Here is a 15404-nt window from a genome sequence, read left to right as displayed (position 1 = left end):
TTAACTGGGTGTCCACCAAAATGTAGCAAGTTCACATTTTTGGGGGTAAAGAACTCCTTGCCCTTTTGGATATCCTATAATTCAGTTCTTTTTCAACTAGGTAAGCCTCTTCTCGGGACCCTACTGAAAATGCATTTACCTGGGAAAATTGCGAAAATTTCTTCTTTTATTCGTATCCTAAGTATAGAAGAAACCCAGTATTAATCGTCTACTCTTAGATTAAGAGTACATATCATATTCAGATATATTGTTTAATGCTCCCATGTCATTAAACAATATATCTTGAAATCAAACCTAGTAACAATTACAAAAATCACCCACACTTGAATTCTTTATTATATGAATTCAAGTGTGGATAATAACCTTGCCAGAATGTTTGTAAGCTCCTTTAATAAAAAAACCTGCCCCTTATAAAAGGGACAGGTTTTAAAAACATCAACTAGTGCAGTGGTAACCTATGAACCTGCACCTCCGCCATATCCAGGATTTTGTTTGATATTGGGATTAGCATTTAGCTCATTTTGTGGAATTGGTAATACATATTTTTCTGAATCTTGAGCAGGATCAGGTCCCACACAAGCATCATATTGATTACATCCACCAATACCAGTAACAGTTTCATCACGATCAATAGTAACACCTGCCACTGGTCCCATTCTTCGGAGATCAAACCAACGATGTCCTTCAAATGCCAACTCTTTACGTCGTTCTACTAGAATATCAGCAAATGCTTCTTGTTGATTTGCATAACTCGGTAAACTTGGGCCTGGTGCCGCAAAGGTACGGGCAGAACGCAGTTCAAATATACGTTGTGCAGCTCCAGGCAAATCGCCAGTTGCAGCCTTAGCTTCTGCATTAATCAAGTACATTTCAGATACCCGAAACAATTTCTGATCATTCAGCAGAGGTGTATCTTCTCCTTCTACCCCACCACTATATTTGTAGACATAGTTAAATGGGCCATTTTGAAGATTTGCCGGTAGACCTGAATCAGGAAAGTAGTTAGTACGTGATCTAATGTCATTTCCTGGATAAAGGTCAACCAACGACTGTTCTACATGGTAATGTACTCCTCTGTAAAATGCTACCTGAGCATATATATTACCAATAAATCCAGAACCTGCCGGTGTACCTATAGCAGCTTGGCCTTCATAAGGGTCACCTAGTGTGCGTTCTAACTTCATAAGAACCTCACCCTGGGTATCTTCCCCAAACATAGATTGATAATCAGCAGGACCTGCCAAAGCATGATTATCGATAATTACCTGAGATAATGAATCAGCCCGCTCATAGTTTTTGCGATAAGCAGCTATACGAGCCTTTAAAGCTGTAAGTGCAGGCAATGTAAAACGCGTTGCGTTGCTGGCAGGTCCAAGACTGGGATCTATTTTATTTTCAGCCTTTTGAATGTCAGCAAGAATTTGGGAAAAAGTTTCACCGGTAGTATTCCGTGTCGGTTTTACTTTTCTATCTTGCACTTCCGTAGATACTACCACTCCCATCGAGCTGTTATCAGTTATATCTTCTGAATATAAACTAGTTAGTTTAAAATATTCAAAAGCACGCATAGCGTGTGCCTGTCCCAGCAGATCATTATAGAGATCTTCACTATCACCAGGGTCTATTTCACTACTACTATTGATAAAACGATTTATTTCATCAATAGAACTATAACCACTGTTCCAAGCTGTAGCAGAAATCGCACTGGTGGTATTTAGTACGAACTGATACTGGCCACCAAGCCCTTGCCCACCATTGCCGGGTCCTGGAGCAATTTCATCTGTTCGTACAGAATTAAAGTAAACTAAGTCATAGACATCTAGATTTGAGTACAATCCTGGAAGTGCTAGCTCTAAGTCATCAACATTCTCCAATGCGTCCTCAGAAGGTAGATTTCCAGGTTGATTAATATTTGTAATGTTATCGCAACTGACAATACCAAATGCCAGTATAAAACTGAATAAAATAAGTCTATTTAACATCTTCATAGTAATACGTTTTATAGTTGAATTTCAAGACCTACAGAAACAATACGTGGGTTTGGGTATAACCGCGAATTAGTAGCATTTAGAGTCTCAGGATCAAGTCCTCTCCACTCAGTAAATGTGAGTAAGTTTTCAGCACTGACATAAATATTTACTCCTCTTATATTGGCTTTTTCAACTATATTTGAAGGTAATTGATATCCAAGAGTAGCATGTCGTAACCGGACATAATCAGAGTTTACAAGGAATCGATCAGAGTTACCATCAAGACTTCGATTCGGTGCATTATATCTCGGTTGAGAAGCATCTGTATTCTGTGGAGTCCAACTATCCAAGATATCACGCGAGCTTACAAATTGCCCAATATTGTTAGGATTGACATACCCCGCATATTGGAAGTCAAATCGATAAATGCCTACAGCGTATTGCCATTGGGTTTGCAAATACAAGCCCTTGTAGCTTAAATCAAAATTAAGACTTCCTTGCCAATCTGGATAAATATTTTTTCCTGTGGTTCTGCGGTCTTCTGCAGCAGAAGGGTTTTCAGTCAGATTTCCTTCCGCATCACGGAATAGTAAATTGCCGTTGTCAGGATTTACTCCTTCATACGGATAAACATAAAATTCACCGAGCGGTCCGCCTTCACGAAGAGTGGTTAAACCGTTAACGATTTGTCCATCTTCTTGTGGCAGGTCAAGAATTTCCTGCTTATTATAGCTACCCAGTATACCTACTGTTAGATTAAGACCATCGCGAGAACGCAAGAAATCATAACTTACATCAAATTCAAATCCACGGTTCTCCAATGAACCAACATTGGTATTGATTGATGTTTGACCAGTCAATGCCGAAAGTGGTACGCTTTGGAATAAGTCATCGGTTTGTTTGACATATCCTTCTAACGAACCGACTAAGCGGGAATCAAATAGTTCGAAGTCAATACCCACGTTTGTTTGTATAACTTCTTCCCACTTGAGCTCACTATTACCTAATTGGGCAAAAAATATTGAAGGTGCCCCCTTATAAGTATTCCCTGAAGCAAATAAATTTTTAGTTAGTGAACTACCACCAAAATTAGAGAATTGGCCCTGGGCTCCAACTATATTCTGATTACCACTTTTTCCGTATGAGGCACGAAGCTTCAATACATCAAAGGGCATATCATCCATGAAAGATTCATTGGAAATATTCCATCGGCCTGAAATGGCATAAAATGTTCCCCATTTATTACTATCAGAAAATCGGTAAGAAGCATCACGTCGGAGTGTCAAGGAAGCTCCATACCTGTCAGCATAACTGTAATCAACAGTACCAAAATATGATAACAACCCAGATTGTAACTTATTTAGCGAAACTGGATTTTTAAACCAATCATTGAAAGGTCCATCACCGATAAAACTAGCCCCATCTCCTGCCGCAAAAGTATTTGGTACAATACCATTATTGGTAAAACCACTGAATTCATAAAAGCCCTGACTCATTTCAAAATATGCTCCAGCCGAAATATCATGGATTTCATTAAATTGCATCCGATATTGCAAGCTGGTGCTTAGGTCATAAGTAAGTGACTCAGTGCTAAAAGCTTGTTGTTGACCATTGAAGTTATTACCCGTCTCGGCAAAAATAATTGAATTAAATGATTCTGGATGCCGCGAGTTACGGTTATCATTACGCTCGTAGTCACCACCAACGCGCAGATTCGCTTCCAGCTCTTCTGTTAATTGATATGATCCATTTACAGCACCAGTAACCTTTACTCTGCGATCTCCATTCCGAGCATATTTTCTCTTATCAATTAAATAAAGAGGAGTATATGCAAAACCTACACCAGATAAGGTGATAAGATCGGCACCATTGCCCGGATAATCTTCTGGACTTAAATAAGGAACAGATTCTTTAGCCGCCAATAAAGGGTTCTGATTTATCCCAGTTCCCCCAATACCTGTACGCGACCGATCATTATTGAAGTTAATAGATGTATTAACACCGAAATTAAACTTTTGATTACTAGAACGACCCGTAATATTATTCCGTATATTAAATCGTCTCAATCTGGAACCGTTAAGAGCACCATCTTGATTTGTGAAACCAAAAGCAGTATAGGTTTTAATATTCTCTTTTCCATTTGATACTGAAAGAGAATGCTGAGTAGAAAGAGCCGGATCGAAGAAATAGTCAATCCAATCAGTATCTGGCGCATTCCCAAATTCAGATGGTGTCAAACCTAATACATTACCACCTAAATAATCCTGCTCTAATTGAAGCTGTTCGGGGCCACTTAGCCTATCATAATCATCTGCGCGAAGCGAAGTTGACTTAAGTTCTGCAGTATAGTCAACTTCTACACCAGAATTATAAGATCCAGTTTTGGTTTGGATCAGGATTACTCCGTTCGCACCGCGTGTTCCATATATAGCAGTAGCTCCAGCATCCTTAAGCACGGTTACATTTTCGATCACACTAGGGTTTAAACTAGCGATATTATCATCATTTACTGGTGTGCCATCAAGTAGAATAAGCGGCTCTGTATTACCATTTAGCGAAGAAACACCTCGGAGATTGATCTGAGGATCTGCACCAGGCTGACCGCTTGAGGTAGTAATATTAAGACCAGCGACCTTACCTGTAAGACTTTGAGAAGCCGAAGAGTTCGGTGCAGTCTTTAAATCTTCTGAACTTACAGAGGAAGCAGAAATACTACTTTCAGTTTTAGTTCGAGTTTGATAACCAGTAACAACAACTTCATTCAAATCAATTGACCCCGATTGGAGTTGCACATTTTTTGTTATCGTCTCACCAGATTCTACCTGTACTTGGGCTTCAAATGGTTTAAAACCAACAAAAGTAATTCTCAACGTGTACGTACCAGAAGGCACTTCAGTTATAGAATATTCTCCACTAGGTCCTGTAGATGTACCTTTTGTTATTTCGGTTAATACTACATTTGCCCCAGGTACTGTTTCACCGGTTTTTGCATCCGTAACTGTTCCCTGTATCCCGCCCGTCTGGGCAAGGCCCAACGACACGACAAAGGTCATAACAAGGAATGTTGTTAGTAACTTTTTAAGCATATTAAGACTATATTTAAGTTAGAGTTATTTTACATTACTACCAATCACGCAGCTGTTATCTACATAGATGGTATTATATTAGTTATTTATCAGTATCGAGCTCCTAAACTGGTGCACCCAGTGCAAAGCTCCTTACAATTCATAACTAACCAAGATTTGTTGATGTAGTGTTAACAAATTTATTGTTAATGTATAAATATTCATCCCATATACCAATCTTTTAAGATTATTTAACAAAGATTCTAAAAATCCAATCATTCATTATTAAACTGTGTAAAGACAAATATTGCAAACGAATGATCGTTCCGATTATCTTACTTGTTATATTCATACACCTTTATAGGCTATTGTATACTTTTATACCAAAACGTACTAATTAAGAAAAAGATACTTTAAGAAGCAGCATTATCCAACATATTATTTTAAGCAATACCCTATCATATAAAATAAATAGCAAGAATAAATTTGGTATTTATATATAGCTGTTTAATTTCAATATTTTGGTGATTGATTGTAAAACAATCTGATACAAAAGAATTCTTATGCACTCTTTTAAAAATAACTTGCTTTTAATCTTTGTCGCTTCATCCTTGGTATTTGCCTGCAGCTCAAGTAGAAATACAAATATCAAACATGGTACTGGTTACAATTTTAAAATCGGATATCCGGAGTTCCGAACATCTAGTTTTGGATATGTAGATAGACAGGGAGACGCCCATCTAAAAATCTCAACCCATATAGTGAAGGGGAGTCTAATTTACAAAAAGGATATTGACTCTCTTAAAGCTAAAGCTTCCATTAGTATTCAGATAGTTGATGCTGAGAATCCCGAAAATATCATCTCTGAAAAACACTTTAAACGGGAAGTAGCCACGTTAGATGAGCAAATTAATTCTTCCAGCGAGACTATTGAATTAGAAAACACCTTTTCGGTCCCCCCCAGCCACTATAAAATACTTGTCACGGTTACAGATTTAACTTCTGATAAAAAAATAACGCAAGAAGTAACTTCTTATATTCCTAAAACTGAACAAGGAAAATATTCTTTATCATCTATCCACATGTATGGTAAAAATAATGAAGATAGTGAATGGCAACGTATCAATACTTATGATATAAAAGGCAACGTTGATTCCCTTCGTTTTGTGTTTCAAATCATGAGTCCACAATCGAAAAAAAGTATGGAACTGAATTCCAGACTACTTCGCTTCGAGTCTGATACCAGCTATGCCCGGCCTATGCATTATTCAAATTATAGCCCCTCAAGTATTGAATACAAAGGCATTGATTATGATAAAGAAACAGAGTTACAATCTAATAAAAGGGTGTTAAGTGAGTATAGCAGTGTCTTTATTGAATATAAGTTTGCCATTCAAGATCGTGGCAACTATCGATTTCAGGTAACAGCTTCAAAAGAAGGAGGAGAAAAAGAGATATTCAAGGCTCGAGACTTTGGGATAAAAAGCAAGAACTATCCTGCAGTAAAATCCACAAAAGAACTTGCACGGCCTCTTATATACCTGATGGGCGAAAAACGGTATGAAGAGTTCATAGCAATCTCCGACAGAGACTCATTGAAAAAAGAGATAGATCGTTTTTGGTTAAAAAATATTGGTAGCTCTGCCAGAGCAAGAGATGTAATTCAGCTTTATTATCAACGGGTTGAAGAAGCCAATAAACAGTTTTCTAATTTTAAAGAAGGCTGGAAAACTGACTTAGGAATGATATACGTTTTATTTGGCCCTCCGTGGTATACCGAAGACAGACTAAATCATCTTAGTTGGTATTACTCCTATAACCGAGAAGATCCTGAATACAGTTTTCGTTTCGTACAACCCAAATTAAAAAGCAAATATTTTCCTTTTTATCATTATATATTTAAACGAAATAACTTTTACTACACTATTCAGTACATGCAACGGGAGCTTTGGTTGACGGGACAAATTATTACCCGTAGATTATAAGTCATAATCTGTTTTTATAATTTTTATTACCCTGCTATTTCAAGGTCGGCTTGATGCATCTTAAATATAAAACAAAGCCCTGACTTATAAATACAGATACTAAATTACTGCCTGTGCAACTTTTTTCTGTAAAAGTTACTAAGCCATTGCTGGTTTGATTGTTTTCTTCGGAGGGGTCCTTCGAAGAAAAATTTCGGTTTTTCTGAAGTTTTTTAAGTTGGTCCAGCCTCAGATACCGTCGCCCGGTTATCCAATCCGCATGCTGCTCTTTAAGAGGTTCCAAAAAGCCGCAGTCAGCTGTCTTTAGCTCCTGATGAAGCCGCTCGACAGCGTTGGTCGTGCGCACCCGTCGCCGATGCGAGGCCAGATCCACCTGGAAGACGGTTAAGGTTTGGGGCGCCTGCTCCCTCAGCCAGTTGGCCAAATCCAGCAGTGAATCTGAGAGCTCATTAACCAGTTCCTCAAGCTTGTCTTTGGCCTGCTGGTAGGAGTTTCCCCTTTTCCACCCCCTTTCCAGTGCTTCCAGAATTTGATCCTCGCGCTTTTTGGGGACCTGATCGAGGGCATTCGGACGAAAATGATATTGGCAGCGCTGCCACGGAACCCCGGAATAGTGCTTACGCAAGGCCACTTTGATCTCGGGATGATTATCACTGACAAACAACCGGACCCCGGAGAGTCTACGCTTCTTAAGTCCTTTGATAAACTCACTCCAGACCGCTTCGGATTCGCCCCAACCGGTCTCGATTGGCCAAAACATGGCGATGTCCACTCTCAACTACGCCAATAGCCACCAGTACGGCCATTTCGACGATGATCCCGTCGCGACGGGACCGCTCCTAGCGGGAAATACACAAAATCTTGAGTTAACGGCCGGCTCGGCCAAGCCTCCAGCTCTGCGTCCAGCTGCTCGGAGAAGCGACTAATCGTGCTTGCCGAAAACTGCTTGGCCAACAGTTGCTCGGTCACTTTGGCCATCTTCAGGGTAGACACGCCCTGCACATACGCCTCGACCAAAGCGGTCACTAACGCCTTTTCGCTACGCTGATGCCGCTGCAAAATGGACGGATGAAATTCTCCGTCGCGGGTCTGCGGGACCCGCAGATGCAGCGTCCCCACCTGCGAGTAGAGCTGGTGCAGCTTGTAGCCTTGCGAGACGCTGCGCTCGTAGGGGGGCGCCCCAATATGTTGGTCACGTTCAAGTTCCATAAAATGCTACAGTCCTAATTGCAGCATCTTCGCCAGCAGGTTCTCGTAGCCCAAGTCTAACAAATCTTCCAGCTGAAAATTCTTCGTTCTTCGTATCCTTTTCCTTAGAGGTCATGGCAATGGTTTAGTTATCATTTTTGGTGAATAAGTCAGAACCTAGCCATGGCCTTTCTTTTTTCTACTTATCCCCTTTTACAGAAACTATTATACACAACGAAATTACTATCGATCTTATCTTTTGCAAAACTGTAATATAGTACCGTATTAATAGACAACAATTAATTACAAATAGATCGACTAAAAGTAGAGAAAGTACATTATTTCTAATTATAAACTACTAACATGTAGTTGGTCAAAATTTTCGCTTTTTAATAGCCAACAATAAAACTATAATCTGGAGTTTTTAGGCCCAAATACCAAGAATTAATGCGAGAGGCTAAACGGGAATAAAGAATTGAAAAATATTTTCTTAAATATATCCATACCAACTAAGGTTTGTTCTAACCAAAATAGAAACTTGCTAAAAACTATCACTCTTATACTATGAGGAGGCTACCAAACCCTAAGTATAGCAACTTGATGAGGGTTCTACAGAACAGCAAGGGCTATTTCTCCTATACCTACCCACATAAAACCAATTTATAAAACTGAGTTGTAACCTTACTAAACCAAACACTTATTGGATATTCCTGTTTGAAACGAGCAATCGCTGAGACTATAATCGATCTAAACGCACCCGCGGATTATAATTCAGCTTCGGTTAAAGCTATGAGTGCCATCTTAAAATCAGTTATGTGAACGGGCACATCTAACAGGAGCATAGTAGAGCCTCTGATTTCATGTATACCTTTTCTATGTCGGATAGTTATTTTACTAGTACCCTGCTAAATATGAGAAAAACAGATTTCTTATTGAATAAAAAAGGGCCATCCCTAAACAGGATGACCCTATATAACCTAGTAAGAATACTTTGATTACTACAATTTAGTAACTATGTAGGTTACATCAACAGGACTTGCATCACAATCCCCTCTAACATTATCACCCACTACTAATGTGAATTGACTATCGTCATTCACATCAATGATAACGCCATTTTGTGAAGAATTTTGCATTGGTCCTACAGCAAGTCCAGCATCACATCCAAGCCCCGTTCCTACCTCTGATGTAGGTGTTGCTGTTGGTCCTAAAGCAATAGGTACCTGAATTTCAGCAAGATCAAAGCCAGATGCACCTGGTGGATAAGGTTTAGCAGTGAATACCCTTCCATTAAGTTTATTCTCAGGATCCACTGACAATTGGGCATCAAAAGATGTTTCGAATGTTGGCCAGCCAAATACACCTGCACCTTGAGCTTCAAAGTGGTACATGCCTGTAAACTCATCTGCTGGAATTTTCTGTACGGTTTTTACACGTGAGAAAAATGGGGACCTATAAAACCCACTACTTACAGGAGCACTTGATTGATCAACAGAAAATGATCGACCGTCAGTCAAATTCACTTTCCATCTCAACTCAAAGCTATCACCAACCCCCAAATCCGACATCGATAAACCGGAAAGGGCAGAAACTGCCTCTGAAAGGGGTACAGATATAGTAGCAGTAGGTAAACCGCTTTCTGAGTCCTCTTCAAATGCAGAGGCATCTACCGTCTTAAACGGATCTTTTGTTTCCTTAATGGTTTCGCGTTGCTGCGGATCTAATGCAAAACTTTCGTAAGCAACATAGAATTCTACACTTTCGAGCAGAGAATTACCTTCTCCATCTTCGTATTCTGCTTTAATAGTATATGCTGCTGTACTTTTGTCTGCAAGATCAAAAGCAGCTGATTTTACAGAAGCAACTCTTAGAAAAGCTCCTGTACTCGTCTTTGCTTCATCCAGTAACTCTTTTAACTGGGGGCCTTCTGAAGTAGACGAAGACTCACAAGAGAACAACGCAAACATCAAGAGCACCAGAAAAACCGATGTTATATTATGTTTAAAATATTTCATTAGAATACCTTCTTTATTTAAAAGTTAAATGCATCTGCAGAACCATCCGTATCCCAGAATGTGCGATCTAAAGTACTATTTTTTTGATCAACACTATTATTCTGTTTTGTAAGGTCTGAAGGATACCAAAAAGTTCGATACCAATTTCCTGGCTGTTTTTCACGTGCAGGCTGCAAATTATCTTCCCTGTTTGGGTAACCAGTTCTACGCATCATGTTATAAGCTTCAATTCCATTGGTCCATAAAGCCAAATAGAACTCTTTGCTATTTAAGCGTAATCGTTCACTGGGGTTATTATCCCATCTACCTTCAATAATAGAAAGATAGTTGTTAATATCAGATTGAGTCATTGCAAACCCACTTCCACCCGTTACACTTGCACCGAAATCTCGTACGGTTTCAAGAGATTGCTCAGCACCGGCCAGATATTCAGTCTCTGCAGCGCCAGGATCATTATTAAGAGTTAATTCTCCTTCCGCAATCAAGAAATGGGTATAAGCAGCCATCAATATAGGCCGGAATCCAGCACCTTTAAGTCCCATAGTTGCATCAGTAGAGCCACCAGATCCATCATCAAATGCCCCACCTACCGGATAAACACCGTAAGTAGTGCGAAGCTCATTATCTGGTGGAATACCATCATCAATCATGTGATCGCGTCCCCACCAACCATCACCAAGCAGACACCAAGGATCGTCGGTATTAAAGTGGGATGGTTTGGGAGCCGTGATACATGTATTTTTAGTCACATCGGTAGGGTCCGAAGTTGTTTGGCGATAGAAATAATATCGCATTCGCGGATCCATATTTATGCTCGCCGACTTATCATTTAATAAGAAGTTCATGTAGTTAACCGACATATAAGTCTGTGGAGAACCTGCATAATTAGTTATATATCCCGGATGTCGCGAATCTGGATTAGCATCGTTTGTGCTAAAATTAAACGTAAAGTTATTTTCAGGAGTTAAGATAATATCTCCTTCAGATACCAGCGCATTAAATTCAGACGTATTGCCTGTATTTAAATATGCCTTCAACTTCATTGTTTTAGCCGCTTTAACCCACGCATTAACTTTGTCATCCCCTTCTTTATCTCCATAATAGAGATCATTCTCCGGGAATCCTCTTCGGTCCTCGTTTTTCAGGTCAGCAATTGCATCATCCAAAAGGACAAGTGCAGAATCATAAATTGCTTTACCATCATCTAATTTAGGATTTAGGTTACTGGCATCCAACGCTTCAGAATATGGTATACTTCCAAAACCATCAACCAATGTAAGCATGGCATAAGCTTTGAGCGTTTTGGCCATGCCCAGATGGAAATACAGGTTCTTTTCTTCAGCGATGGGAGTCAAATTCTTAACATCGATGAAGAGATCTGAATACGCATCATTGTATAAAGTATTAAAGTTACTAGGGGAATATGCATTTCGGTATATGTCACCAAACATATAGCCCATTCGGCTAAGTTCTTGGCCAAAGTTTGAAGCCTCACCAAAAACATTCTCTGTCTCCAATTGAATATTATTCAGAAGATAATCTGGATTAACATTACTTGGAGACGGGCTGTTAGGATTCTCTAACAAATCTTGATCAACCACGTCACAAGACACCGCAACAAAGCAAACTAGTGCTACAGTGAGTATTCGATATAATAATTTCATAAAATTGTTCCTCTTTAGATTATAATTGGATTGTTACCTTACCACCAAATGTTCTGGCAGCCGGCCCTGTCAAGTATTCAAAGCCGCGAGAGTTACCTCCAATGGAATTCACATTAGGATCGAAACCAGAACCCTCGGGAACGTTAAACGCGTGCATCCACAGGTTATCTCCGGTAACTGATAAGGAGATGCCTTTAAAGGGTGTATTGCTAATTAAGGATACCGGCAGATCATAGGTAAGTGAGACATTAGCAAGGCGAACATGCGTCATGTCGTATACCCGCAATTCATCTGAACCAAACCCGAAGTTATCGAAGAATACCCCACTAGGGCTAATCATGGTACTATTTTTTTCCCCGTTTTGGTTTACACCTGGCAGAATAAATGTATTGTTCCGATCTATTCCTGTATCGGTGGTTAGACCACGTGCTAAAAGGGTACTTATCCAAGTACTAAACATGTCTCCACCCTGTTGATAATCAACCTGGAATGAGAAAGACAAGTTTTTGTAATTTAATGTATTTGTGATACTTGAAGTCCAATCCGGGTTAGGATTACCTATTACATTAAGCTCACTATCATTTACAAGATAGTTACCGGAAGAGCCCACTATCGGGGTACCGACTTCTACATCTGAGAATTCAGACTGATTTTTTTTCATCTCTTCTGTAACTCTTTCAATAGTACTACCCATCATTACAAGAAATGGCTCACCGGGAACAGCGAAGTTACCACGATCAGTGAAACCGGCAACATTGATACGATCAAGACCGCCTCCAAGCTCAGTAACCTCACTAATATTAGTTGCCCAGTTTGCATTAATATTCCACTGGAATTCACCTTGAACAGGTGTACCATTAAGTGAAATTTCAAGACCTTTATTTTCAACCTCACCTATATTTATGTTAGTACTAGTGTAACCCGTAGCTGGGTCAATAGGTGCTTGGGTTATAAGATCTTTAGTAGTCTTTAGATATGCTTGAGCAGTAAGTCCGATTCGCCCATTGAGGAATCGTGTATCAATACCAACTTCATATTCTTTATGAAGTTCTGGTTTGAGATCAGGATTACCAAGGAAATCGCTAGTTGCATTTGTGGTAATAACATTTCCACTGCTATCGAAAAAGTCTCTGGCATTAGATGACAGTACGCTTCGAGTACTATAAGGGTCTGGTGAACCAGCAGATGTTCCGATGCCTCCAAACACTTTAAGGAAAGTAAGGACATCACCTGTAATATCTAAGTGATCCGAAACAATATAAGAGAGTTTGGCGGACGGATAGAATAAACTATTATGTTCTGGTTCTAATGTAGAAAACCAGTCATTACGTCCGGATAAGGTCAAATAAGCCCAATCCTCATAACCAAAAATCAAATTGGCAAAAACACCAGCAGTCTGCGTTTTTTGTTCATACTGATACTGGCCACCAAATGTATTATTAGTTGAATGGCTGGTGAAGTTTGGATGCTCAAACAGATCATAAATAAGCATATTTTGACTTTCCACACCATGTTGCTGGTAGCTTTCTACATTATACTGCGCACCTAATGTACCATTTAAACTTATGGCTTCGGTTAGCTGATAATCCAACAAGACATTCAGGTAATGATCCCACGAAGATTTATCAATATTGACCGTCTGATAAAAACCATCAATAAAAGTGGGGTCTGCATCCGCAGTAATACCTGGATTTTGCTTAAATTCCTGAGTCTCAGTATAGCTATCATATCCTAGTCGGTAAACGACTTGTAACCCTTCCATCACTTCATAGTTCAACTCAGTTTTACCAAACACACGATTTGTTCCGTTCAAATATTGAACTTCATTGGCAGTCCATCGGGGGTTTGGAATATCATTACCACTCCGGTAATAAGCTGAACCATTTGTGGCAGGATTTTGGTAAGGGAAGGCAAACATATCTATACTTCGTGGAGTATAAAACACATCACCAAAAACAGACGCGGTACTGTAAGACCCACTTCCGCTACCAGATGAAATAGGGGGTGTTTTTACATCAGTAAGACTTAAGTTAAAAGAAGTCTGCGAACTTAGTTTGTCGCTAATCTTATAATTAAGACCTGCTGAGAAGTTATTTCTCGTCACATTATTATTCGGCGTAAAACCTTCTTCTCCAGTACGGCCATAATTGACGTTTACACGTGCAACTTCGTTTCCGCCCCTTACATTAAATGAGGTAGTTGAAGTTAAGCCAGTTCTAAAGAAGGATTCCATAGGATCGGGCTTTGCTTCATACCGGTAGTCCTTATCCTTATATTCCGGAAAGGCCTCTGCTTGTGCGTCATTTTGAACTAAAGGATGTTCAATAAGAACAGTTCCGTCATCAGCATAACCTCTAAAGTTATCACCAAATAAGGTAGAATCGGTAGCTGAAAATCTTGGCCCCCAATTACTAAAGAACCACCCAAAGTTCTGATCAAATCCACCACCATACTTATTCTGATAATCGGGTCGTGAAGAAATCTGTTTGGCATACACAGACTGATTTATAGTAACCTCAAAACCAGAGTCTCCACCTTCATCAAATGAACCACTGTTAGTAGTAATCAGTATAACACCATTTCTTCCTTCCTCACCATAAAGAACAGTAGCACTTAAACCTTTGAGGACAGAAACATCAGCTACATTACTGGGATCGATATCTAATAAACGACTGGGGTTTGTTTGTTGCCCCCCACCATCGAACCAGTCACTTGTAGTATTATTACCACCATCAAACTTAACACCATCCACTACAATGAGGGGATTATTACTCCCACTGATGGATGAAAAACCACGAATGTTAATATCAGAACCAGAACCACTCACACCACCAGCTGATGATATGTTTACTCCTGGCAACTTGCCTGACAATGCGCGTGAAATATCCGTATTAGTTTGCCTCTGCAAATCTTCACCTGAGATTTCAGATACTCCGTATCCAACAGCTTTTTTCTCGCGTTTTATTCCAAAAGCTGTTACAACAACATCATCAAGACCAGTAACCGCAGACTCTAACTTAATCTGAAGTTCTAATTCGTCTGATCCTACTTGAATTTGTTGTGAATACTCTTTGAATCCAACGAAACTCGCTGTAAGAGTATATGTACCGGCAGGAACATCATCTAATGTAAACTCGCCGTTTGCACCAGTGGGAGTCCCCTGCTGCAACTCTTGTATGACTATATTTACACCGGGTAATGTTTCTCCCGTACTTGCATCTGTAACAACACCTGTAACTGAGCCACTTTGCGCAAAGGCAAAGGAAACAGCAAACAGCACAAATGTTGCCGTAGAAAGTAACTTTCTAAGCATAAGTAACCTCTATTTGTTTTTGTTTGTTTTATTAGTAACCAATAATTACTGACAGATTAGAAAAGAAGTCTATTGGATTGCCCCTAAAATCAGAAACAAAACTAATTTATTTAACTTACCCTTCACACTGCCCCATAATTATTTACCATAACTGGCTTTTGTATTAAACTAATTTTAAATGAGAAAAGAAAATTTTTTTCCATA

General features: G+C 39.5%; 8 protein-coding genes. 1 reads left to right on the top strand and 7 read right to left on the bottom strand.

Annotated features, from left to right (window positions below):
- Positions 1–455: 455 nt before the first annotated feature.
- A complete protein-coding gene (locus tag G3569_RS17100) occupies positions 456–1988 on the bottom strand; it encodes a RagB/SusD family nutrient uptake outer membrane protein (protein WP_165271307.1) in 1533 nt (510 codons plus the stop codon).
- A gap of 11 nt (positions 1989–1999) precedes the next feature.
- Positions 2000–5056 (bottom strand): SusC/RagA family TonB-linked outer membrane protein, encoded by a 3057-nt coding sequence (locus tag G3569_RS17095; protein WP_165271306.1) that lies wholly within the window; start codon positions 5054–5056, stop codon positions 2000–2002.
- A gap of 542 nt (positions 5057–5598) precedes the next feature.
- Here G3569_RS17095 and G3569_RS17090 point away from each other — a divergent pair.
- The gene (locus G3569_RS17090; protein ID WP_165271305.1) at positions 5599–7020 is read left to right on the top strand and encodes a GWxTD domain-containing protein; all 1422 of its coding nucleotides are present in this window, start codon (positions 5599–5601) and stop codon (positions 7018–7020) included.
- Between the two features lie 34 nt (positions 7021–7054).
- Here the strand turns inward: G3569_RS17090 and G3569_RS18860 are convergent, their stop codons facing one another.
- From G3569_RS18860 to G3569_RS17065, 5 genes are all read right to left on the bottom strand, one after another.
- Positions 7055–7780, bottom strand: a complete 726-nt coding sequence (locus G3569_RS18860; protein WP_165271304.1) for a transposase — start codon at positions 7778–7780, stop codon at positions 7055–7057.
- A gap of 14 nt (positions 7781–7794) precedes the next feature.
- A complete protein-coding gene (locus tag G3569_RS18855) occupies positions 7795–8229 on the bottom strand; it encodes a transposase (protein ID WP_165271303.1) in 435 nt (144 codons plus the stop codon).
- A 977-nt stretch (positions 8230–9206) separates the two neighbouring features.
- Positions 9207–10223, bottom strand: coding sequence for a hypothetical protein (locus G3569_RS17075; protein ID WP_165271302.1), 1017 nt, complete (start codon positions 10221–10223; stop codon positions 9207–9209).
- Between the two features lie 17 nt (positions 10224–10240).
- A complete protein-coding gene (locus G3569_RS17070) occupies positions 10241–11887 on the bottom strand; it encodes a SusD/RagB family nutrient-binding outer membrane lipoprotein (RefSeq protein WP_165271301.1) in 1647 nt (548 codons plus the stop codon).
- Positions 11888–11906: 19 nt separating this feature from the next.
- Complete coding sequence (locus G3569_RS17065; protein ID WP_165271300.1) at positions 11907–15200, bottom strand: SusC/RagA family TonB-linked outer membrane protein; 3294 nt, start codon at positions 15198–15200, stop codon at positions 11907–11909.
- Between the last annotated feature and the right edge of the window lie 204 nt (positions 15201–15404).

The organism is Fodinibius halophilus (assembly GCF_011059105.1).
Classification (GTDB): Bacteria; Bacteroidota; Rhodothermia; order Balneolales; family Balneolaceae; genus Fodinibius; species Fodinibius halophilus.
This window is presented reverse-complemented; position numbering and strand designations above follow the sequence as displayed.